The organism is Pantoea sp. X-Soil-TKNS-1207, assembly GCF_059730485.1.
This window is the reverse complement of record NZ_AP035958.1, coordinates 3,120,375-3,142,440: the sequence shown is the minus strand read 5'-3', so window position 1 is coordinate 3,142,440 and position 22,066 is coordinate 3,120,375. Positions and strand designations below refer to the sequence as shown.

Annotated in this window: 16 protein-coding genes; 10 read left to right on the top strand and 6 right to left on the bottom strand. The window is 53.7% G+C overall.

What is annotated here, in order from left to right; all coding sequences use genetic code 11:
* Position 1 precedes the first annotated feature (1 nt).
* The gene (locus tag AC6I8V_RS14650) at positions 2–4,792 is read right to left on the bottom strand and encodes a hypothetical protein (RefSeq protein ID WP_497842979.1); all 4,791 of its coding nucleotides are present in this window, start codon (positions 4,790–4,792) and stop codon (positions 2–4) included.
* Positions 4,793–5,267: 475 nt separating this feature from the next.
* Between AC6I8V_RS14650 and AC6I8V_RS14645 the strand changes: the two genes are divergently transcribed.
* Positions 5,268–6,341 (top strand): DUF1176 domain-containing protein, encoded by a 1,074-nt coding sequence (locus tag AC6I8V_RS14645; RefSeq protein ID WP_497842978.1) that lies wholly within the window; start codon positions 5,268–5,270, stop codon positions 6,339–6,341.
* On the opposite strand, the gene ampH is transcribed toward AC6I8V_RS14645, so the two are convergent.
* The 3 genes from ampH to tal all read right to left on the bottom strand — a co-directional run bounded on the left by ampH (position 6,338) and on the right by tal (position 10,673).
* A complete protein-coding gene (gene ampH, locus AC6I8V_RS14640) occupies positions 6,338–7,507 on the bottom strand; it encodes a D-alanyl-D-alanine-carboxypeptidase/endopeptidase AmpH (RefSeq protein WP_497842977.1) in 1,170 nt (389 codons plus the stop codon). The two genes, AC6I8V_RS14645 and ampH, sit on opposite strands and share 4 nt — an antisense overlap.
* Positions 7,508–7,651: 144 nt before the next feature.
* The gene (tkt, locus tag AC6I8V_RS14635) at positions 7,652–9,652 is read right to left on the bottom strand and encodes a transketolase (protein ID WP_497842976.1); all 2,001 of its coding nucleotides are present in this window, start codon (positions 9,650–9,652) and stop codon (positions 7,652–7,654) included.
* A gap of 70 nt (positions 9,653–9,722) precedes the next feature.
* On the bottom strand, positions 9,723–10,673 hold the full coding sequence (gene tal, locus AC6I8V_RS14630; RefSeq protein ID WP_497842975.1) for a transaldolase: 951 nt from the start codon (positions 10,671–10,673) through the stop codon (positions 9,723–9,725).
* 353 nt (positions 10,674–11,026) lie between these two features.
* Here tal and maeB point away from each other — a divergent pair, with 353 nt between their 5' ends.
* Positions 11,027–13,306, top strand: coding sequence for an NADP-dependent oxaloacetate-decarboxylating malate dehydrogenase (gene maeB, locus AC6I8V_RS14625; protein WP_497842974.1), 2,280 nt, complete (start codon positions 11,027–11,029; stop codon positions 13,304–13,306).
* Between the two features lie 95 nt (positions 13,307–13,401).
* On the opposite strand, the gene hemF is transcribed toward maeB, so the two are convergent.
* Together hemF and amiA are read right to left on the bottom strand one after the other, a co-directional pair.
* Entirely contained in the window at positions 13,402–14,325 is a 924-nt protein-coding gene (gene hemF / locus AC6I8V_RS14620) for an oxygen-dependent coproporphyrinogen oxidase (protein ID WP_497842973.1), read from the bottom strand.
* A gap of 37 nt (positions 14,326–14,362) precedes the next feature.
* Positions 14,363–15,223 carry an N-acetylmuramoyl-L-alanine amidase AmiA gene (gene amiA, locus AC6I8V_RS14615; RefSeq protein ID WP_497842972.1) on the bottom strand — a complete coding sequence of 287 codons (861 nt, stop codon included), beginning with the start codon at positions 15,221–15,223 and terminating at the stop codon, positions 14,363–14,365.
* 211 nt (positions 15,224–15,434) lie between these two features.
* Here amiA and AC6I8V_RS14610 point away from each other — a divergent pair, with 211 nt between their 5' ends.
* The 8 genes from AC6I8V_RS14610 (at position 15,435) to cysA (ending at position 21,994) form a co-directional block, all read left to right on the top strand.
* Entirely contained in the window at positions 15,435–15,860 is a 426-nt protein-coding gene (locus AC6I8V_RS14610) for a GNAT family acetyltransferase (RefSeq protein ID WP_084876235.1), read from the top strand.
* Between the two features lie 6 nt (positions 15,861–15,866).
* Complete coding sequence (locus AC6I8V_RS14605; protein ID WP_497842971.1) at positions 15,867–16,325, top strand: DUF2919 domain-containing protein; 459 nt, start codon at positions 15,867–15,869, stop codon at positions 16,323–16,325.
* A gap of 63 nt (positions 16,326–16,388) precedes the next feature.
* Complete coding sequence (locus tag AC6I8V_RS14600; protein ID WP_497842970.1) at positions 16,389–17,003, top strand: RpoE-regulated lipoprotein; 615 nt, start codon at positions 16,389–16,391, stop codon at positions 17,001–17,003.
* Positions 17,004–17,105: 102 nt separating this feature from the next.
* A complete protein-coding gene (locus AC6I8V_RS14595; RefSeq protein WP_497842969.1) occupies positions 17,106–18,002 on the top strand; it encodes a Dyp-type peroxidase in 897 nt (298 codons plus the stop codon).
* A 192-nt stretch (positions 18,003–18,194) separates the two neighbouring features.
* Entirely contained in the window at positions 18,195–19,211 is a 1,017-nt protein-coding gene (locus tag AC6I8V_RS14590; protein WP_497842968.1) for a sulfate ABC transporter substrate-binding protein, read from the top strand.
* Complete coding sequence (cysT, locus tag AC6I8V_RS14585; protein WP_497842967.1) at positions 19,211–20,044, top strand: sulfate/thiosulfate ABC transporter permease CysT; 834 nt, start codon at positions 19,211–19,213, stop codon at positions 20,042–20,044. The genes AC6I8V_RS14590 and cysT overlap by 1 nt, the downstream gene beginning before the upstream one ends.
* On the top strand, positions 20,044–20,916 hold the full coding sequence (cysW, locus tag AC6I8V_RS14580; RefSeq protein WP_497842966.1) for a sulfate/thiosulfate ABC transporter permease CysW: 873 nt from the start codon (positions 20,044–20,046) through the stop codon (positions 20,914–20,916). The genes cysT and cysW overlap by 1 nt, the downstream gene beginning before the upstream one ends.
* Positions 20,906–21,994 (top strand): sulfate/thiosulfate ABC transporter ATP-binding protein CysA, encoded by a 1,089-nt coding sequence (gene cysA, locus AC6I8V_RS14575; protein WP_497842965.1) that lies wholly within the window; start codon positions 20,906–20,908, stop codon positions 21,992–21,994. Before cysW ends, cysA begins: the two co-directional genes overlap by 11 nt.
* Positions 21,995–22,066: the final 72 nt, after the last annotated feature.

Below are 22,066 nucleotides of genomic sequence, written 5' to 3'. Positions count from 1 at the left end.
ATTATAATAGTGAGTTTAAATGGGTGTTAGTAGATTCAGGAGCATTGCTTTCTTCGGTATCATTGTTTTTCAGCAGTGATAACGCTTTTTTCCGCAGGGCAAAGTCACTGGCATTGGTGGCTAATCTGGCATCGCGTGATATGGCAAAGTGAGATGCACTTGCTACGGGTTGAAACACGTTTGTCGCTGTAGTTAATGGCGCTGGGGGTAAATATACTTTCTGATAGTTATCGAGGCTATTACGGAGTTCGGCCGGTCGCGGAATAATCTCCGATTTATATCCCCCGGAACCCAGTAGTTGAACCCCCACGCCATTATAGACTCCCTGATTATCTTGTTTTACAAGCAGTGCATTGCCTCTTCTGACCTCTTCCAGAATATCTGGCCCCAGCAGTTGAGCTATTTCACCCTCGTTGATACTGGACGTTAACGGTACGAGAGGTTTGCCAGTACAATTAATCTGTCCGTGGCGAAGGAAAAAATGCAAACGGTTTTTATTATCTAACACAAGAATCTGTTTATTCATGGTTTTAGCTGCGACAGAAAATATGTCATCATGCAGAGGCTTAATCGAAGGGCGGAAATTGTGATGGTAAATGTCACGATTTTCGGTAAACGGACTCACAATGTTTTCTAAATTTCTTGTTCTATGAAAACTCGCCACGCTTACTAATTCTGACCCCTTGCTTGTTGATGGCTTATCCTGAAAGGGATATGAATATTCATTGCGCGGAAGATAAATGTTTCTTGCTTCATTAATTTTTTCCCGAGCCGCAGCGCTGATAACCGGTGCCTGAATACGATGTGTTTCAGGCTCAGAATAGGTTGTCATGGTAGGGGGAAAGTACATCGGCACACCATTTTTTACAAACTCAGGGTTACTGCTACTGGCTTTGTGCATATAACTGCCAGCTTTAAACGCCAGATTGATTTCGGTTTCAACGATATGATTTTTTTCAATTGTGGCGACTACCTTTTCTTTCTTTTTATCTTTTTCTGAGCCATCTGCCGGGAGCGTGACTTTTTCGAAACCTTCCTGGATAACGATCCTTTCATTTTTCATTCTGAAGTGCGGGTTGGAACCCTGGATAACTTTCTCCAGCTTGTCGTAGTCTATATTTCCATCTTTACCCAGGATCTCGAAAAGCTTTGTCTGGATTGTTTTTACACCAGAATTAGACTCCTGAACGAATTTGGTTTCGACGCTGTCACCATTAACGATTTTAATCACGGATTGATGAGTATCTGACGCTTTGGTGTTATAACTAATAAAATAAGGCTTGCTCATTTCAATGTAATAATTAGCCATAAACGTGAGTGATTGCAAAAAGAAATCAGACTCGCTGGTTAATTGCCTGTTAAAAAAATCCCTTATTTCCCGATCGAAAGCTTTTATATCATCATTTAACGCATCATTAAATTCACAGGTTGATCTTTTGACAGCCATATCATATTCATGAATATCGAAAAACCCAAAACTTCGGCCAATACAAAACATGGTTAACGCATCAGCGGCGCTCTGTTCTAAAATCAGCTTTTTGATCTCCTGTTCTCTTTCGATATCACGATGCTCTTTCGCGCTCTCCATATATTCATCAAGTAGAACAATATAGAAGAGAATTGAGTCTGAAATGCCATGCATGCTATCAAATGATTTAATGAAATCTTTGGCGTTTCTGGCGTTAGTATTACCCAGGTATTCTTCTTCAGTTGCAATAATCTTACTTAATTTAGAATCCCCCAGAAATTCATCAACGACCTTTATTCGGGAAGGAAGGCCTTTTTCTTCTATCGATCGCATTATTTCATTGTATATTTTGTCAGGGTTGTCTAATGCATCATTCTTCCGTAGTCCTTTTAGGGTTGAATAAGTTTTATTTATATACATCATGTTTTTCTTGATTTTATTGTCTCTATCCAGCTTCTGAGTGATCAATAAACTCCGGATGTCATGCTGGATATCATCACTGCCATGATCGAGCAGGTAAAATAATCCTTGTTGCAAATGTAAAAATTCATCATGCGTTAAAGCATCTGGATTTAAACGTTTTTCTTTTGCATTTTTCTTTTTTACATATTCTTTTAAAATATCACCAATACGATCTGGCTCGTTAACTACTTTGCAAAGCGCCAGCCTTACTATGTCTTCCTCCGGATCTTGCGGGCGGAAAGGTGAAGTTGCGGACTCAACCGTATCGGCGATCAAACTCCTTATCCGATTCATTAAGTCAGTGGTGAATGCATTCAAAAATTCATGCGGTTGTCCTGCAATAGTGTTTTCGGGTAATTCTAAAACGCGCGAGGCAGTGAGTAAGTGGTTGGTTATATTTGACAAAATAACTCGAATGCGATCTTCATTGCGCAGAGGCTGGAAGATGGAGTCACTCAGTTTATCATTTATTTCGTTCTTGATTTCCTCATCCAGAACGATACCCATCTCGCTGGCGCTGCCATAAAAATCGTCAATGTTACAGGCAGGAAATGAAGAAAAGAAATCCTGTATTTCTTTCAGTTCATTCGCCATCATTAGTTCATTGTCATCAATAGCTTTGGCTATTTCTTCTGTTGATAAGATAATTTCAATATAGTTTTTTATATCTGTTCTTATGTTGTTATCAAAGGGCTTGTTTCGCAATGCATTATCCAGAGAGTTTAAATTCCAGGCCTTTTTCTCATCGGCGATATTACTCCATGATAATAAATTGATCATTGTGCTAATGTGGCCAAAGGCATCAATGGTTTCATCTAATATTTTATCAAGCTGATGATTTAAAATATTAAAGTGATCCATTATACATACTTGCTGATTATTAAGAATATTATCCGTATCTATCGTGTTATATTGGGAAAAGCGTTCGGGTGATAGTGATATGTTTTTAAGGTCGCTGGCTAGTTTTTCCGGCAATAGGTTGAGGATTGTGGCTATGGCAATGCGGAAACGTGGAAATTTCAGTTGTGGATGGGAGAACTTTCCGCCTGCTAATAAGAAATCCAATGATATAGCGTCCAGTTTTTTGAGTTGTAATTTTGTTATTTTCAGTTTATTAACCAGGTTTTGGTCAAAAGAAATGCCATGCTGATAAATTCTTACCAGTTTTTCCTTGTTGAGTTTGTTTATAAGACTATGCTCAATTTTTTCATAATAACAGGTTTCGATACTACTCCTGGAATATTCCGCCGTTTTGGCGTTGTTATCATCTCTTAGAGTTTTAAGTACTTCCGCCAGCATATCTTCATTTAATTTAAGAGGGAGCAGGTTAATGGCAGCCAGCATTAAACCTGGGATTATCTCTTCACCTTGCGCATCTTTGTCTGGCAGCTGAATTTTATCGACCAAACGTGGATATGGAAAATAATTCCTCATTGCATGATATAATTTATGATTATCTTTTATATTATCAGAAATTAAACGAGAAACATCGAGGGCAGAGGCGACACAAAGCGCATCGTAATAACGATGGTAATTATCAAAAATCTTCGGCTTTATCTTATTCGCAATCGGCCCCAGTTCAAGTACCGAGGCAATCGAGTTCTGTAATGCAGTGTCTTCTTGCCAGAGCGATGCGAATGAGTTGTGTACGCCCCCGTTTATAATTATATCCAGCGCGTTGAAAAATGGGTCCTGCAATAGAACGTGCTCTTCACCAAAGGTACGTTGATGTCTTAATGAATTATTTATCTTTTTAATGTTACCTGGTGTCTTAAATAATAAGAGATTGCGTAAACGCGTAAAGATGGATTTTCTTTTCTGGTTGGCGAGTTTCTCTATGCTTATTTTTAATTCTCCCTCGAGCGATTTCAAATCGCTATGAAATTTCTCCAGCTTTAAAATCAGTGGGTAATTATTGAGTTGCCGCCATAATGTTTCACCAAAAGGTGTGGAACATAAAAATTCTTTCAATAGTTCATTATTGCCGAGTGAATCAATGGCTTCGACAACGGTTCCGTAGACATTTGTTTCACGTAACGCCATGGTAAGTTGCCAGTCTACCGGAGAGAAAAGCATCTCGAATTTTCTGAACAGGATCTTTTGGGGTTCTGAAAACGAAGCCAAAGGCTCATAGCCGTTAAATGCTATCGCCTTTATCTCATCCTGGATGCTATCCCATAGATCATGGCGAGTTAAAAATTCCTTAATATTTTCATTTGTAGAGATAAAATACCACAGATGTCGATAATCTCTGATTTCTGGATCGTATTTATCAATCTGTGACTTCATCGAATACAGCTGTTTTAATACGTAATCAGATTTGAAGCTTGCAATTGCAAATAGTGTATTGAGGAAGTTTTTTATTTCTGTGCTGTTGGTTTTTTTTACTAATTCATTCAGGATTTTTTTATTGTCATTGCAAGCCGACCTGGCGTTATTCCTGACTTTGTCTGTTAAATCCTCTTTCATTTTGACGATTTTAATACATTTGTTCGCGATGGTTTTAAGATGAGGGTGTTGTGACTGAATGAGATATTCAGATGTGGCAGGGAGTGTATCAATATAGCCTTTGAATTCCATGAATCGGGATATGTTTTGGCTGCCATGGTTCTCGGTATAGATTGGGCGGCGCGACTGGAATCCTTTGGATTTTATTGTATTAACGGTAACGGTGGCAGGATAAGAAATTAATGGTTTTGGCCCTGTGATTACCCCCATAGCCGGCACCGACTGGCTGGCCAGGTATTGCGGTGGCGAGGGGTTTTGCAGGCAATTTATTTGTGAAGCAATTGGGGTGCTAATTTTCGGGGCTGTAATGATGGGCGCACTGATTGATGGAGAAATTGAGTTGGTTGACATCATAATTCATCATATTCCCTGATGAGATAGCATTACGTTGGCGATATTTCCCAGCCAACAGATCAAAACGTTCTTCCACGGAAGATCCGCCTTTACGTGTGGATTTTCTTCATTAACGGTGATTCAGGATTAAATAGAGGTCAGAACGTAATAAGTCATTACGCGGGTTGAGGTTAACATAATCAAAAATACCCGTTGTGTGACGAATGTGGATATTCTGGATAATTCATCGGCATTAAATCCTCAGTCGAAAGGCGCTATTTCCTGCGGGAGGGTTAATTGTGCGATAAATCCGATTGAGCACAATTCCATCGACACGGATGATACCCCCTCGTGTCATCCGCACAGATCGCTCCAAAGCGACGTCTTTTTCGGCAGTTAGTACCGCTTTTCGGGCCAGCTCACAGATTAGGTCCGCTGTCAGCGCTGCCGTTGCGCTATCATTCTCTCTCTAAGAATTTGGGGATCGTTTTTTTTCATGTCGTATTGGATGAAATCGCTGCTTTTGTTGCCTTTTCTGTTTGTGGCGGGTGTTCAGGCAGAACCACTGCAAAAGTCATTTTCCGACTGGCAGCTGACCTGTAACAATGCGGCCTTTTGCGTGGCACGCAGTTTCCCCGGCGATAACGGACTGGTTATGACCCTTTCACGCCATGCAGGCGTGAACGATCGCCCGTTGCTGCGAATTGACTACGGCAGCGGGTACAGCGGCGAATTACCGGGCGGTCCGCTGAAAGACAATCTGTTGCTCGACCAACGCCGTCTCAACCCCGATCTCAAACACTGGAGCGTGGAACCGCACCATCTCGCCACCAGCAATGCTATCGCCATTGATGAGTTTCTGGCCCAGACGCTGGACGCCGATACCCTCCAGCTGACGTATCAGGCGAAAGCCGCAATCTCGCTGCACGGCATGAAAGCCGCGTTGTTGCAGATGGATGATGTGCAGGGCAGGGTGAATGGCATGAGCGCCTGGGTTAAACGCGGCGACCGCGTGGTATGGGATGTGCCGCCGCAGCCCGTATTGCCGCAATTGCCAGAGCCACTACCGCAGCCCGCTGCACTGACGCGCGATGAAACCAGCGGACTGATTGATTACGGCACCTGGCGCATCAATACCGACGGCTGTTCGCTCGATCCGATGCGGCGTGAAGTCAGCGTGGCGCCGCTCACCGACAGCAAAGCGCTGCTACTGATCAGCTGCGAAACCGGTGCTTACAACGTCATCGATCTGGCCTTTGAAGTGACACGCACCCAGCCCTATGTCGCGCGGGGACTGACCCTGACGCTGCCGTTTACGCCGCCGTCGCGCAATGATGATCAACTGGATTTAGTGAATGCCGAGTACGATGCCAGCAGCGGTTTCCTGTACACCTTCAGCAAAGGTCGGGGCTTAGGGGATTGCGGTGTTGCCACGCGCTGGCAGTTTGATGGTAACGAGTTCGTGCTGGCGGAATATGCGGAAGAGAAAACCTGCGATGCCTGGCACAGCAGTGACGACTGGCCAACCCTGTGGGTCAGCCAGTCGCATACCGCACCCCAATCGCGTTAGCGAATGGCCTGCACCATCATTGGTGAACCGTTCTGATTCCCCACCAGCTCGGCCAGCATATCGTTGACGCCATCGCTCATTGGCGTGAAGCGCGTCAGCGGTGAACGGGTGACGACAACAAACACACCAACGTTTTGCTGCGGCACCATTGCCATATAGGTAATAAAGCCACCGCCGCCGCCGGTTTTCTGAATAATCCCCGGATGGCCGTTTTTCGGTCCCATATAGACCCAGCCCATGCCCAGCGCATCGGCACGGCCAGGTACATCCATGCCTTCCACTTTATTCAGCTGGTCACGGCGATAGATCAGCGTTTGCAGCCGGTCGATCTGCGGGGTGCGTTTATTGACGGACGAATTAAGGAACTGCTGCATCCAGCGGCCCATATCATCCGGCGTGGAATAGACGCCGCCGCTGCCCGTTGCTGCCAGGGTGTTATTACAGGGGCTGGCGCCTTTTTCGGCAATCATCAGGCGTTCACACTGATCCGGCGACGGGGTAAAGGTGGTGTCCTTCATCCCCAGCGGGCGGGTGATCAACTGCTGGAACAGCGCCGGATAGGGTTTCCCCGCCGCCTGCGCCAGCGCATCGCTCAGCAGATCAAAGCCGAGGTTGGAATAGGCGGCGTCGGTGCCCGGCGCCACTTTGAGGGACGCGCGTGACAGCCACTGCCAGCGGTCGCTGCGTGTCGGCCAGTTGAATACCGGGCGATGCGGCTTACCACCCGGCTGCTCGCGCGGCAGGCCGCTGGTATGGGTCGACAGATTAATCAGGCGAATCGGTTGGCCGTTATAGCTCGGCACCCGCGCGCCCGGCGGGGCGTATTTGCTGAGCGGATCGTCGAGACGAATCACGCCGCGCTCCGCCATCTTGACCATCACTTCGCTGGTCATCAGCTTGCTCAGCGAGGCGATGCGGATCAGCGAATCCTGCTGCGGCCGCACGTTGCTGCCGGGACGGGTCTCGCCAAAGCTGGCAAATACGCGCTGGTTGCCATCAATCGCCACCAGCGCCATGCCGACTGCGCCACTGCCGTAGAAGATATGCTCGGCATAACGATCAACAATTTGTGAAGCCAGCAGCGGGTCCGGTGTCACCTGGGCCATGCTTTTTAACGGAAGCAGTGAAACCATTAATGCCAGGATATAGGGGGTACGTTTTTTCAACGGGAAAGCGTCCGTCAGAATATTCGGAGGAAAGTCTATAGTAATCAGTTTCCGCGGGGCGTGAAGGGGGCAGGGCAGATTTTTTTCTGTATCAGGCTGTGATCAAAAACGGCCCATGCGCCGGTTGACGCAGGGCCGAATCGATTAGTGAGGCTTGAGTAATGCTTCGGTATGGCTGACGATATTTTCCACCGTAAAGCCAAATTCCGGGAACAGCTTGCCTGCTGGCGCGGATTCACCAAAGGTGGTCATCCCGACAATCGCGCCATCGAGACCGACATATTTGAACCAGTAATCCGCAATCCCGGCTTCCACCGCCACGCGCGCTTTGACGCCCGAAGGCAGCACCGACTCACGATAAGCCGCATCCTGCTTATCAAACACATCGGTCGAGGGCAGCGATACTACGCGGATTTGATGGCCGCTGGCGCCCAGCTTCTCCGCCGCGCCCAGCGCGATCTCAATTTCGGAACCGGTGGCGATAATGATCGCTTCCGGCGTGCCAGCGCAATCCTGCAAGACATAACCGCCACGGGCGATGTCTGCCACCTGAGCCTGACTGCGCTCCGGTTGCAGCAGGTTCTGACGCGACAGAATCAGCGCGGTCGGACCGTGATGGCGCTCCACGGCGGCTTTCCACGCCACGGCGGTTTCCACCTGATCGCACGGACGCCATACGCTCATATTCGGCGTCAGACGCAGGCTGGCGAGCTGCTCCACCGGCTGATGCGTCGGGCCATCTTCGCCCAGCCCAATTGAGTCATGGGTATAGACCAGCACCTGACGCGCTTTCATCAGCGCCGCCATACGTGCCGCATTGCGCGCGTACTCGACAAACATCAGGAAGGTGGCGGTATACGGCAAAAAACCACCGTGATGGGCGATGCCGTTGCCAATCGCCGTCATGCCGAACTCGCGCACCCCGTAGTGAATGTAGTTGCCGGCAATATCCTCTTTGATCGATTTGGAGCCGGACCAGATAGTGAGGTTGCTGGGAGCGAGATCCGCAGAGCCGCCGAGGAATTCCGGCAGCAGCTTACCGAACACTTCGAGGGTATTTTGCGAGGCCTTACGGCTGGCGATTTTCTGCGGATTGGCCTGCAACTGCGCAACAAACGCCTGCACGTCGCTTTCCCAGTTATCGGGCATCGCACCGCTCATGCGACGTTTAAATTCTTTTGCCAGTTCCGGGTGAGCGGACTGATAGGCCGCCATTTTTTCATCCCAGGCTTTCTCATGCGCCGCACCGGCTTCTTTGGCATCCCACTGCTGATAAATCTCTTTGGGGATCTCAAACGGCGGGTAGTTCCAGCCAAGCTGCTTACGCGCCAGCGCCACTTCCGCTTCGCCCAGCGCCGCGCCGTGCGACTCCTCTTTACCCGCTTTATTCGGCGAGCCGAAGCCGATGATGGTACGACACATAATCAGCGTAGGTTTATCGGTGACGCTCTGCGCTTCTTTGATGGCGCGCGCCACCGCATCCGCATCGTGGCCGTCGATATCGCCGATGACGTGCCAGTTATAGGCTTCGAAACGTTTGTGCGTATCGTCGGTGAACCAGCCTTCGGTTTCACCATCAATTGAGATGCCGTTGTGATCGTAGAAACCAATCAGCTTGCCAAGTCCAAGGGTGCCCGCCAGTGAACTGACTTCATGGGAAATCCCCTCCATCAGACAGCCATCGCCCATAAACACGTAGGTGTAATGGTCAACAATCTCGTGGCCGGGCTGGTTAAACTGCGCCGCCAGCGTCCGTTCGGAGATCGCCATCCCTACCGCATTCGCCAGCCCCTGGCCGAGCGGGCCGGTGGTGGTTTCCACGCCTGGGGTATAGCCAATTTCCGGGTGTCCGGGGGTTTTCGAATGCAGCTGGCGGAAGTTCTTCAACTCTTCCATAGGCAGATCATAACCGGTGAGATGCAGCAGGCTGTACAGCAGCATCGAGGCATGACCATTGGAAAGGATAAACCGGTCACGGTCGGCCCACGCCGGATTGGATGGATTGTGTTTCAGGAAATCGCGCCACAGCACTTCGGCGATATCTGCCATTCCCATCGGCGCGCCTGGGTGGCCGGAATTTGCTTTTTGTACGGCGTCCATGCTCAGGGCACGAATCGCGTTAGCCAACTCTCTGCGTGAAGACATAGGGTTCTCCCTTGTGATTGGCACTAAAGGACGGGCAAGACGCCCGTCCGGCATGATGAAGTGTTAGCAACTAGAGGCGAGCGGCCAGCACGTCCTCCAGTTTTTGCTGGTCAACAGCAAACTGACGGATACCGTCGGACAGTTTTTCCACTGCCATCGGGTCCTGATTATGCTCCCAGCGGAACTCCGCTTCGGACAGCGAGGCAGGCTGGTGGAATCCTTCGGTAGACGGCTCCAGCTTACGCTCCACCGGTGCATCGCTGTTCGCCAGCTCTTCCAGCAGGTTAGGTGAAATGGTCAGACGGTCACAACCGGCCAGCGCCAGAATCTGTTCCACTTTACGGAAGCTGGCGCCCATGATGACGGTGCTGTAGCGATGCTTTTTGTAGTAGTCGTAAATGCGACGTACCGATTTCACGCCAGGATCTTCATCCGCTGAATAGGGGTCGATCGGCTTGCGGCTGTTGTACCAGTCATAAATACGGCCGACAAACGGCGAAATCAGGAACACGCCGGCTTCGGCGCAGGCGCGGGCCTGGGCGAAGGAGAACAGCAGCGTCAGGTTACAGTTGATGCCGTTCTTTTCCAGCTCCTCGGCGGCGCGGATGCCTTCCCAGGTGGAAGCCAGTTTGATCAGAATGCGTGAACGTTCGATCCCGTGTTCTTCGTACAGACGTACCAGTTTTTCAGCTTTGGTAACACACATGCCACGATCGAAAGAGAGGCGCGCATCCACTTCGGTCGAAACACGGCCCGGTACGCTTTTCAGAATTTCCATACCGAGGTTGATCGCCACTTTGTCGCTGGCGTTGATGATCTGGGTTTCTTTGCTGCCGCCCTGTTTTTTGGCGTAGTCGATGGCGTCATCAATCAGGTGTTTGTAGGCGTCGAGTCCGGCGGCTTTGAGGATTAACGAGGGGTTGGTGGTGGCGTCTTCCGGGTGGTAGTTGCGAATCGATTCGATATCGCCACTGTCCGCCACCACGGTGGTGAACTGTTTCAATGCATCTAGCTGGTTCATCGCTTAACTCCTTGATTAGCAATAATTAGGGCAAATAGCAAACCTCAGGCAGCCATGGCCTTGTTGCGCCATTTCCTGGTGGGTACCGGTCCAACACATTGCTACAGACGTCAGGCTAAGAAAATGCGTTTTCTCTGATAGTGCAGCCGGGAGGCCCACGGCGCGCGGTTGTAATAAAGGGGCCGGGCTGCGCGTTTTGCCACTCCTAAGCATAGCAGCCTGTGACGGAGCTGTTGCTCCGGCTGTGGCAATCTGTGCCCTTGTAAGCCGCTCGTTCTTTGAGCGCCTTCACCCTCTTTTGCGCCGTTGATTTCTATACTGGACGCTCATTCACCGGCGCAACAGGATGCCCAATGGACGATCAACTAAAGCAAAGCGCGCTCGATTTTCATCAGTATCCCACCCCCGGAAAAATCCAGGTATCACCCACCAAACCGCTGGCGACCCAGCGCGATCTGGCATTGGCCTATTCGCCCGGCGTGGCGGCCCCCTGTCTGGAAATTGCTGCGGACCCGCTCGCGGCGCACAAATACACCGCGCGCGGCAATCTGGTGGCGGTGATCTCCAACGGCACTGCGGTACTCGGCCTGGGCAATATCGGGGCGCTGGCCGGTAAGCCGGTGATGGAAGGCAAGGGCGTGCTGTTTAAGAAGTTCGCCGGTATCGATGTGTTTGATATCGAAATCGATGAGCTGGACCCGGACAAACTGATTGAGGTGATTGCGGCGCTGGAGCCGACGTTCGGCGGCATCAACCTGGAAGATATCAAAGCGCCGGAGTGTTTCTATATTGAAAAGCGGCTGCGCGAGCGCATGAAGATCCCGGTGTTCCACGACGATCAGCATGGTACCGCGATTATCTGCACCGCAGCGGTGCTCAACGGGTTGCAGATTGTCAAAAAAGCCATCTCCGATGTGCGGCTGGTAGTGTCAGGCGCGGGGGCCTCCGCGATTGCCTGCCTGAATCTGCTGGTGGCGCTCGGGATGCAGAAACACAACATCGTGGTGTGCGATTCGAAAGGGGTGATCTGGCGCGGGCGCGACGCCGATATGGCGGAAACCAAAGCGGCCTATGCCGTCGAGGATAACGGGAAACGCACGCTGGAGCAGGTGATTGCCGGGGCGGATATTTTCCTCGGCTGCTCGGGACCGCAGGTGCTGACGCCGGAGATGGTGCAGCAGATGGCGCCGGACCCGCTGATTCTGGCGCTGGCTAACCCGGAACCGGAGATTATGCCGCCGCTGGCGAAAGCGGTGCGGCCGGACGCGATTATCTGTACCGGGCGCTCTGATTTCCCCAACCAGGTCAACAACGTGCTGTGTTTCCCGTTTATCTTCCGCGGCGCGCTGGATGTGGGCGCCACCGCCATAAATGAAGAGATGAAGCTGGCGGCGGTCCATGCCATTGCTAACCTGGCGCAGGCCGAGCAGAGCGATGTGGTGGCCTCGGCCTATGACGATCAGGACCTGAGCTTTGGCCCGGAGTATCTGATCCCCAAACCCTTCGATCCGCGTCTGATCGTACAAATTGCCCCGGCGGTTGCGAAAGCGGCAATGGAATCCGGCGTGGCCACCCGACCGATTGCAGATTTCGATGCCTATCGCGAGAAGCTCACCGAGTTTGTCTATAAAACCAACCTGTTTATGAAGCCGATCTTCTCGCAGGCGCGCAAAGCGCCGCAGCGCGTGGTGCTGGCGGAAGGGGAGGAGGTGCGGGTGCTGCACGCCACGCAGGAGCTGGTCTCGCTCGGCCTGGCGAAGCCGATCCTGATTGGTCGCCCGAATGTGATCGCGATGCGTTTGCAAAAGCAGGGGCTGAAAATCGAGGCAGGCAAGGATTTTGAAGTGGTAAACAATGAGTCTGACCCGCGCTTTAAAGCCTACTGGAACGAGTATTATCAGCTGATGAAGCGGCGCGGCGTCACGCCGGAGATGGCGCAGCGGGCGGTGATCGGCAACCCCACCTTAATCGGGGCCATTATGGTACATCGTGGCGAGGCGGACGCGATGATCTGCGGCACGGTGGGCGATTACCACGAACATTACGAGGTGATTGAGAAGGTCTTCGGTTTCCGCCCCGATGTGCGGGTGGCAGGAGCGATGAATGCGCTGCTGCTGCCGAGCGGCAATACCTTTATCGCCGACACCTACGTCAACGAGGATCCGACGCCGCAGCAGCTGGCGGATATCACGCTGCTGGCGGCGGAAACGGTACGGCGCTTTGGTATCGAACCGCGCGTGGCGCTGCTGTCGCACTCCAGCTTTGGCACCTCAAACGCGCCGGGCGCGCGTAAAATGCGTGAGGCGCTGGCGCTGATTCAGCAACGTGCGCCGGATCTGGAGATTGACGGTGAGATGCATGGCGATGCGGCGCTGGTGGAGAGCATTCGGCGTGAGCTGATGCCGGACAGCCCGCTGAAAGGCACCGCGAATCTGTTGATCATGCCGAATGTGGAAGCGGCACGCATCAGCTATAACCTGCTGCGCGTCTCTTGTTCAGAAGGGGTAACGGTGGGGCCGGTGCTGATGGGCATCAGCAAGCCGGTGCATGTGCTGACGCGCATCGCCTCGGTGCGACGCATCGTGAATATGGTGGCGCTGGCGGTGGTGGAGGCGCAGACCGAGCCGTTGTAGGTAGCGGGTGGTTAATCGGCCAGGTCGGCATCAATGCCGATCCTGTGTTATGAACGGTGCGTATTGATACGCACCGTTCATCCGCCGCAGCTGGCTTAATGCGATCCCCGTTTCAGCCAATCCTTCACCGGCAGGAAATCGCGATACAGCGCGGCTTCTGCGGAATCCTCATCCGGCTGATAATCATATTCCCAGCGCACCAGCGGTGGCATCGACATCAGGATCGACTCGGTGCGGCCGCCGGTTTGCAGGCCGAACAGCGTTCCGCGATCCCACACCAGATTGAACTCCACATAACGACCACGACGATACAGCTGGAACTGGCGCTCACGCTCGCCCCACGGCAGCGCCTTACGCTGCGCTACAATCGGGCGATAGGCTTGCAGGAAACCGTTGCCGACCGCCTGGGTAAAATCAAAGCAGTAGTCAAAATCGGGGGTGTTGAGATCGTCAAAGAACAGACCGCCGATACCGCGCTGTTCGTCACGATGCTTCAGGTAGAAGTAATCATCACACCACTTTTTAAAGCGCGGATAGACATCCTCGCCAAACGGCTGGCACAGATCAAAGGCGGTCTGATGCCAGTGCAGCGCATCTTCCTCAAAACCGTAGTAGGGCGTGAGATCGAAACCGCCGCCAAACCACCAGACCGGGTCGGCGCCGGGCTTCTCAGCGATAAAGAAACGCACGTTGGCGTGGCTGGTCGGCACATAGGGGTTGTTCGGATGGATCACCAGTGACACACCCATGGCCTCAAAGCTGCGACCCGCCAGCTCCGGGCGGTGCGCGGTTGCCGAGGCGGGCATCTGGTCGCCGTGGACGTGGGAGAAATTGACGCCGGCCTGCTCAAACACCGCGCCGTTACGCAGCACGCGGCTGCGTCCGCCGCCGCCGCCGGGGCGCTGCCAGCTGTCTTCAGCAAATTCGGCTGCGCCATCTTCCGCCGCCAGCTGGGCGCAAATGTCATCCTGCAACGCCAGCAAAAAAGCGCGGACGCGGGAAATATCGGGTTTGCTCATGATTTACTCGCTGCGAAAATTTGCCGCGATTATAGCGTTAAGCCCGCTGACGATCATACTCATCAAAATAATTGACGATGCCATCCGCAATGGCGCTGGCGATCTTGTGGCGGAACGCCTGGGTGCCGAGCAGCTGTTCTTCGTGGGGATTGGTGATAAACGAGGTTTCCACCAGTACCGACGGAATCGACGGCGATTTCAGTACCGCAAACGCCGCCTGTTCGGTGTGCTGGCTGTGCAGATGGTGCACCGGGCGAATCTGATCCAGTACGTGTTTGCCAAGCGTCAGGCTGTTGCGAATGGTATCGGTCTGCACCAGATCGAACAGGATCTGGTTCAGATACTGATCTTTCTGCGCCACTTCCGCGCCGCCCACTTTGTCCGCATCGTTCTCTTTCTGCGACATATAGCGCGCCATGGCGCTGCTTGCTCCGCGATTTGACAGGGCAAACACCGACGCACCGTTGGCATCGGGGCTGGTATAGCCATCGGCGTGAATCGACATAAACAGGTTCGCACCGTGCTGGTGGGCGATTTCAACGCGCTGATACAGCGGGATAAAGTAGTCCGTGTCACGGGTCAGACGCACTTCAACGCGCGGATGATTCTGCAACAGCTGACGCACGTTGTTAGCGATATCCAGCACGATGTGCTTCTCTTCCGACCCCTGTTCGCCCACGGCACCCGAATCGATACCGCCATGGCCGGGGTCGATCATCACAATGCGTTTGCCGTTGTTGGCCGGGGGAGCCGGTTTGCTATGGCGCGTGCTGACGCGCAAATCGGCGTTTTCTTCTTTCGCCATCACCATGCGTGGTGACAGCACTGCCAGTGCCAGCCCGGATAGCAGCAGCTGACGGCGATTGGTTAAGCGTTTAAGCAGCGAAATCTTTTTCATCAATGAATCCCTGACAGGTAAACCTGCAAAGTGTTATATCGTAACATTCATCCCGGAGCGACCCCGTAACCATTTCAGGGCTTTACTTTGTATTTCAGGTCGCTAACAGGAATTTCGTCGCTTTTTTCCGCCGCTGTGGGGTGCGAGGGTAGCTGCCTGGCAAAGAATGCGTGATAATCAGCGAATTGTGCCTAACTATAGGGTAACGCCAATGGAAATCCGCTCTTTCCGCCAGGAAGATTTTGAAGAAGTGATCACGCTCTGGGAGCGTTGCGATCTGTTACGCCCGTGGAACGACCCGGAGCTGGACATTGAACGCAAAATGAACCATGACCCGGAGCTGTTTCTGGTGGCTGAAGTTGGCGGTGAAGTGGTCGGTACTCTGATGGGTGGCTACGACGGCCATCGGGGAGCGGCTTACTACCTGGCGGTCCATCCTGATTATCAGGGCCGCGGTTTCGCCAATGCGTTGATGAATCGCCTCGAAAAGAAACTGATTGCGCGCGGCTGTCCGAAAATCCATCTGATGGTGCGTGAAGAGAACGATCAGGTGGTGGCCTTCTATGAAAAGCTCGATTACGAGCCGGTGGATTCGCTGTTGCTGGGCAAGCGTTTAATCGAAGACCGCGAGTATTAATCATCGATGACATTGAAATACCCGCCAGAAGAGTACGATGCGAAAGGGCAGCTGCGGCTGCCATTTCTTTTCTGGCTGATTCTGTTGTTACAGGCGCGTACCTGGCTGCTGCTGGTGATGGCCGGTGCGTCACGTCAGCAGGGCAACGATCTGCTGGCGTTGTTCTATCCCGATCGACAAAGTTTCTGGCTGGGCCTCGCCCTTGGCATTCCCTCGGCAATCGGCCTGCTGCTCACCGGCTACCGTCTGCGCTGGCCGCGTCTGTGGCAAAGCTGGCGTCAGGTGCTGAGCCTCTCGGTGCTGATTAACCTGCTGTGGCAGGGCTACAGCCTGTTGCAAGGCGAGATGCCCGACTCGCCGTTCCCGCTGCTGCTGGCGCTGTTTGACCTGCTGGCGCTCTACTGGCTGCAAACCCATCGACGCCTGCGCGACTGTTTTTTACCTGAACATCAGCATCCCGAATAAACTTTTTGCCGCTTTGCGACTCCAACAGGCACGCCAACCGGCAAAGAATATCAAGGAGTTTTCATGAAAGTTGTTCGTCCCGCGCTGCTGGCGTCGGCTCTGGTGTTGGCAGGCTGCGCCAGTTCCGGTGCATCCACCCCGGCGGCAGAAAGCCACTGGTACAACCCCCTCAGCTATCACTGGTCGGCACTCAATCCGATGAACTGGTTTGGGGGTGCGCTTACCGTGAGCGAGCAGGGCGTGGCCGGGCTGTCCAGCGCCACCGCCATGACGCAGAGCGCCATCGATAAAGCGCTGAACGGTGATTACACCCTGCGTCAGGGGATGCGCACCCAGAACGGCCAGGTGGTGGAGTTCTGGCAGGCGCTGGATGACGGCCAGGTCAAACTGGTGATCAACGGACAGAGCAGCGTTGAACGCATTGAAGTGCTGGATACTGGCGCGAAAAGTGCCGATGGCAGCAAAATCGGCGACCTGTTCAGCGCCAGATTCAGCAAAGCCTTTGATAACTGCAAAATGGTGCCAGGTCTCGACAGCCGTGATGTCGAATGCCGTGCGCCGAACAGCCAGCACATCGCCTACATCTACAGCGGCGAATGGCATGGTCCTGAGGGGCTGATGCCGTCTGACGACACGCTGAAAAACTGGAAAATCAGCAAGATCGTCTGGCAACGCTAATCCACTAAAAAGTTGCGGTGATACGGGCTATCACCGCGGCTTTCCGGTATGATACGGGCGAAAAAAACACCGTTTATCCCCCCATTGCCGGAGAGCATTTCGATGTCTCAATTTCAGAGCGGGATCCTGCTGGAACACCGCCGTTTCGCCATTTGGCTGGAAGCCCGTGTCACGGGCGATCTTGATGCGCTGCGCCTGGGCAGCAAAACCTTCCTGCAACATCTCGATGCGCTGCAACAAAAATTCCCGGATGCCGGACTCGGTGCGGTAATCGCCTTTGGCGATGCGCTGTGGCGTGACTTGCAGGGCGCAGACAGCGCCCCGGAGCTGAAGGCCTTTAGCGCGCTGGGCAAAGGCATTGCGCCCGCCACTCAGCGTGATCTGCTGATCCATATCCAGTCGCTGCGCCATGACGTCAATTTCTCGCTGGCGCAGGCGGCGCTGGTGGCCTTTGCCGATGCGGTAACGATAGAAGAAGAAACCCAGGGTTTCCGCTGGGTGGAAGAACGCGATCTCTCTGGCTTTGTCGATGGCACCGAAAACCCGCAGGGCGAGCAACGCCAGCAGGTGGCGATTATCGCTGACGGCCCGGACGCCGGTGGCAGCTACGTCTTCACGCAGCGCTGGGAGCACAATCTCAAGCTGTGGAACCGTATGGCGGTGGAGAAGCAGGAGGCGGTGATTGGCCGCACCAAACAAGATAACGAAGAGTTGCCTGGCGATCAGCGTCCGGCGACCTCGCACCTCAGCCGTGTCGATCTGAAAGAAGAGGGGAAAGGGCTGAAGATCCTGCGTCAGAGCCTGCCCTACGGCACCGCCAGCGGCACGCATGGCCTGTTTTTTATCGCCTACTGCCATCGCCTGTATAATATTGAACAGCAGCTGCTGAGTATGTTTGGCGAGCGCGACGGCAAGATGGACGCCATGCTGCGCTTTACCAAACCGGTGACCGGCAGCTACTACTTTGCCCCGTCGCTTGACGCGTTGCAGGCGCTGTAATCGCCCGCGGACGGCCGTTGCGCCGTCCGGTTTTTATCCCGTCTGATGCATAACCTTCCCCGGCGTCTTATGCCTTTTTAGACTTTGAAATCAGCAAACGATATATAAAACCGTTACTGGTTTGCCCTGAGTTATAAATACACTGACAACATCTGATGGCATCAGCCGTGACTTCAAATATCCAGGTGCAGCATGACACTTCCCATTTGCAAAAAGTTGGTTGGCGGTATCGCGCTTGCGCTGGCAATGGCGGGTGCGGCGCAGGCGACCGAGCTGCTCAACAGCTCGTATGACGTCTCGCGCGAGCTGTTCGTCGCCCTCAATGCGCCTTTTGAAAAACAGTGGGATGCCAGCCATCCCGGTGACAAGCTGACCATCAAACAATCTCATGCCGGTTCATCGAAACAGGCACTGGCGATCCTGCAAGGATTACGCGCCGATGTGGTGACCTACAACCAGGTAACCGATGTGCAGGTGCTGCATGACAAAGGCCAGCTCATCCCGGCGGACTGGCAAACCCGTCTGCCGAACAACAGCTCGCCGTTTTACTCCACCATGGCGTTTCTGGTGCGCAAAGGTAATCCGAAACATATTCACGACTGGGCCGATCTGGCGCGTGATGATGTGAAGCTAATCTTCCCGAATCCAAAAACCTCCGGCAACGGTCGTTATACCTATCTGGCCGCCTGGGGCGCGACAGATAAGACGGATGGCAAAGATCAGGCGAAAACCGAAGCCTACATGACCAAATTTCTGAAGAACGTTGAAGTGTTTGATACCGGCGGCCGCGGTGCGACCACCACGTTTGCCGAACGCGGGCTGGGTGATGTGCTGATTAGCTTTGAGTCAGAAGTGAACAACATCCGTAACCAGTACGGCAAAGACGATTACGAAGTGATTGTGCCGAAGACCAATATCCTCGCCGAGTTCCCGGTTGCCTGGGTAGACAAAAACGTTGAGCACAACGGCACCGCCGATGCGGCGAAAGCCTACCTGAATTATCTCTACAGCCCGGAAGCGCAGAAAATTATCACCAGCTTTTACTATCGCGTAAATAACCCGCAGCTGATGGCGGAGCAGCAGGGCCGCTTCCCGCAGACTGCGCTGTTCAACGTCGACGAGGCGTTTGGCGGCTGGGATAACGTGATGAAAACCCATTTTTCCAGCGGCGGTGAGCTGGACAAACTGCTGGCAGCGGGGCGCGGTTGATGTTTGCTTTAACACAAAAACGGGTACTGCCCGGATTCGGTCTCAGCCTCGGCACCAGCCTGCTGTTTACCTGCCTGATTCTGCTGCTGCCGATCAGCGCGCTGCTGATGCAGCTGTCGAAAATGACGCTGGCGCAGTATTGGGCAGTGATTACCAGCCCGCAGCTGATCGCCGCCTACAAAGTCACGCTGCTGTCGGCTGGCGTGGCATCAATTTTCAATGCGGTGTTCGGGATGCTGATGGCGTGGATCCTGACCCGTTATCGCTTTCCGGGCCGTACGCTGCTCGATGGGCTGATGGATTTACCTTTTGCCCTGCCGACCGCCGTAGCCGGTCTGACGCTGGCCGGGTTGTTCTCGGTCAACGGCTGGTATGGTCAGTGGCTGGCGCATTATGACATCAAAGTTTCTTACACCTGGCTCGGTATCGCAGTGGCGATGGCCTTTACCAGCATCCCGTTTGTGGTGCGTACCGTGCAACCGGTGCTGGAAGAGTTAGGGCCGGAATACGAAGAAGCGGCAGAAACGCTGGGCGCGACGCCGTGGCAGAGCTTCCGTCGTGTGGTGCTGCCGGAAGTGGCGCCAGCGCTGCTGGCGGGAACGGCGCTGTCGTTCACCCGTAGCCTCGGTGAATTTGGCGCGGTGATTTTTATCGCCGGCAACATCGCGTGGAAAACTGAAGTGACCTCACTGATGATTTTCGTGCGTTTGCAGGAGTTTGACTACCCGGCCGCCAGCGCCATCGCCTCGGTGATTCTGGCCGCCTCGCTGCTGCTGCTGTTCGCCATCAACACCCTGCAAAGCCGCTTTGGCCGTCGTCTCGGAGGCCACTAATGGCAGAGATTTCACAAATCAATCGTGCCGATCGCTCACCGATCAACTGGAGCAAATGGCTGCTGATTGGTATCGGCGCGCTGGTCTCCATCCTGTTGCTGGTGGTGCCGATGGTGTCGATCTTCTGGGAAGCGCTCAATCAGGGATTGGGTGCAGCCATCAGCAATCTGAAAGACAGCGACATGCTTCATGCCATCTGGCTGACCGTGATGGTGGCGCTGATCACCGTACCGGTGAACCTGGTGTTTGGCACGCTGCTGGCATGGCTGGTGACCCGTTTTAACTTCCCTGGCCGTCAGCTGCTGCTGACCCTGTTCGATATCCCGTTTGCGGTGTCGCCGGTAGTCGCTGGCCTGATGTACCTGCTGTTCTGGGGCATCAACGGTCCGGCCGGTGGCTGGCTCGACGCGCACAATATCCAGATTATGTTCGCCTGGCCGGGCATGGTGCTGGCTACCGTCTTCGTCACCTGTCCGTTTGTGGTGCGTGAGCTGGTGCCGGTGATGCTGAGCCAGGGCAGTAACGAAGATGAAGCCGCGGTGCTGTTAGGCGCATCCGGCTGGCAGATGTTCCGCCGCGTCACGCTGCCGAACATTCGCTGGGCGTTGTTGTACGGCGTGGTACTGACCAACGCCCGTACTATCGGCGAGTTTGGCGCGGTCTCGGTGGTATCGGGATCGATTCGCGGCGAAACCTATACCTTGCCGCTTCAGGTTGAATTACTCCATCAGGACTACAACACCGTAGGCGCGTTTACCGCCGCTGCGCTGCTGACCCTGATGGCGATAGTGACACTGTTTCTGAAAAGCGTGCTGCAGTGGCGATTAGAGCATCAGCAGAAACGTCAACTGGAGGAAAATCATGAGCATTGAGATTAAACAGATTAACAAAGCGTTTGGCCGTACCCCGGTGCTGAACGATATCTCTCTGGATATTTCTTCCGGTCAGATGGTGGCATTGCTGGGACCGTCCGGCTCCGGCAAAACCACGCTGCTGCGTATTATCGCCGGGCTTGAGCATCAGAACAGCGGGCAGATCCATTTCCACGGTAAAGACGTCAGCCGCATTCATGCGCGCGATCGCCAGGTGGGCTTTGTGTTCCAGCATTACGCGCTGTTCCGCCATATGACGGTGTTCGACAACATCGCGTTTGGTCTGACGGTGCTGCCGCGCCGTGAGCGTCCTTCCACCGCCGAGATCAAACAGCGCGTGACCCGTCTGCTGGAGATGGTGCAACTGGCGCATCTGGCGAACCGCTTCCCGGCGCAGCTGTCGGGCGGCCAGAAACAGCGTGTCGCGCTGGCGCGTGCGCTGGCAGTGGAACCGCAAATTTTATTGCTGGACGAACCGTTCGGCGCGCTCGATGCGCAGGTGCGTAAAGAGCTGCGTCGCTGGCTGCGTCAGCTGCATGAAGAACTGAAATTCACCAGCGTATTTGTTACCCACGATCAGGAAGAAGCGATGGAAGTCGCGGATCGCGTGGTGGTGATGAGCCAGGGCAATATCGAGCAGGTGGGTACGCCGGACGACGTATGGCGCGATCCCGCCACCCGCTTTGTGCTGGAGTTCCTCGGTGAAGTGAACCGTTTTGATGGCGAAGTGCATGGCTCACAATTCCATGTCGCCGCCCATCGCTGGCCGCTGGGTTATACGCCAGCCCACCAGGGTGCGGTCGAACTGTTCCTGCGCCCGTGGGAAATTGATGTTTCGCGCCAGAGCAGCCTCGAAACGCCGCTGCCGGTGCAGGTGCTGGAAGTCAGCCCGCGTGGTCACTTCTGGCAGCTGGTGGTGCAGCCAAGCGGCTGGCAGAGCGAACCCTTCACCCTGACGTTTGATGGTGAGCATACCGCGCCGATTCGCGGCGAACGTCTGTTTGTTGGCCTGCAACAGGCACGACTTTACCAGGGGACGACGCCGCTGCGCCCGGTTGCCTTTGCCGAGAGCGCCTGATATTTTTGACACTCCTTCGGGCGGGATTTTCCCGCCCGATTTCTTTGCCCCTCTTTCGCCGGGAATCTGACC

Bases quoted from the DNA above. Each gene is read 5' to 3' on its own strand.
- AC6I8V_RS14600 (WP_497842970.1), top strand. From the start codon at position 16,389: ATGAAAGTTGTTCGTCCCGCGCTGCTGGCGTCGGCTCTGGTGTTGGCA.
- maeB (WP_497842974.1), top strand. From the start codon at position 11,027: ATGGACGATCAACTAAAGCAAAGCGCGCTCGATTTTCATCAGTATCCC.
- hemF (WP_497842973.1), bottom strand. From the start codon at position 14,325: ATGAGCAAACCCGATATTTCCCGCGTCCGCGCTTTTTTGCTGGCGTTG.
- AC6I8V_RS14605 (WP_497842971.1), top strand. From the start codon at position 15,867: ATGACATTGAAATACCCGCCAGAAGAGTACGATGCGAAAGGGCAGCTG.
- tal (WP_497842975.1), bottom strand. From the start codon at position 10,673: ATGAACCAGCTAGATGCATTGAAACAGTTCACCACCGTGGTGGCGGAC.
- amiA (WP_497842972.1), bottom strand. From the start codon at position 15,223: ATGAAAAAGATTTCGCTGCTTAAACGCTTAACCAATCGCCGTCAGCTG.
- cysA (WP_497842965.1), top strand. From the start codon at position 20,906: ATGAGCATTGAGATTAAACAGATTAACAAAGCGTTTGGCCGTACCCCG.
- AC6I8V_RS14650 (WP_497842979.1), bottom strand. From the start codon at position 4,792: ATGATGTCAACCAACTCAATTTCTCCATCAATCAGTGCGCCCATCATT.
- AC6I8V_RS14595 (WP_497842969.1), top strand. From the start codon at position 17,106: ATGTCTCAATTTCAGAGCGGGATCCTGCTGGAACACCGCCGTTTCGCC.
- cysT (WP_497842967.1), top strand. From the start codon at position 19,211: ATGTTTGCTTTAACACAAAAACGGGTACTGCCCGGATTCGGTCTCAGC.
- AC6I8V_RS14610 (WP_084876235.1), top strand. From the start codon at position 15,435: ATGGAAATCCGCTCTTTCCGCCAGGAAGATTTTGAAGAAGTGATCACG.
- tkt (WP_497842976.1), bottom strand. From the start codon at position 9,652: ATGTCTTCACGCAGAGAGTTGGCTAACGCGATTCGTGCCCTGAGCATG.
- cysW (WP_497842966.1), top strand. From the start codon at position 20,044: ATGGCAGAGATTTCACAAATCAATCGTGCCGATCGCTCACCGATCAAC.
- AC6I8V_RS14645 (WP_497842978.1), top strand. From the start codon at position 5,268: ATGTCGTATTGGATGAAATCGCTGCTTTTGTTGCCTTTTCTGTTTGTG.
- AC6I8V_RS14590 (WP_497842968.1), top strand. From the start codon at position 18,195: ATGACACTTCCCATTTGCAAAAAGTTGGTTGGCGGTATCGCGCTTGCG.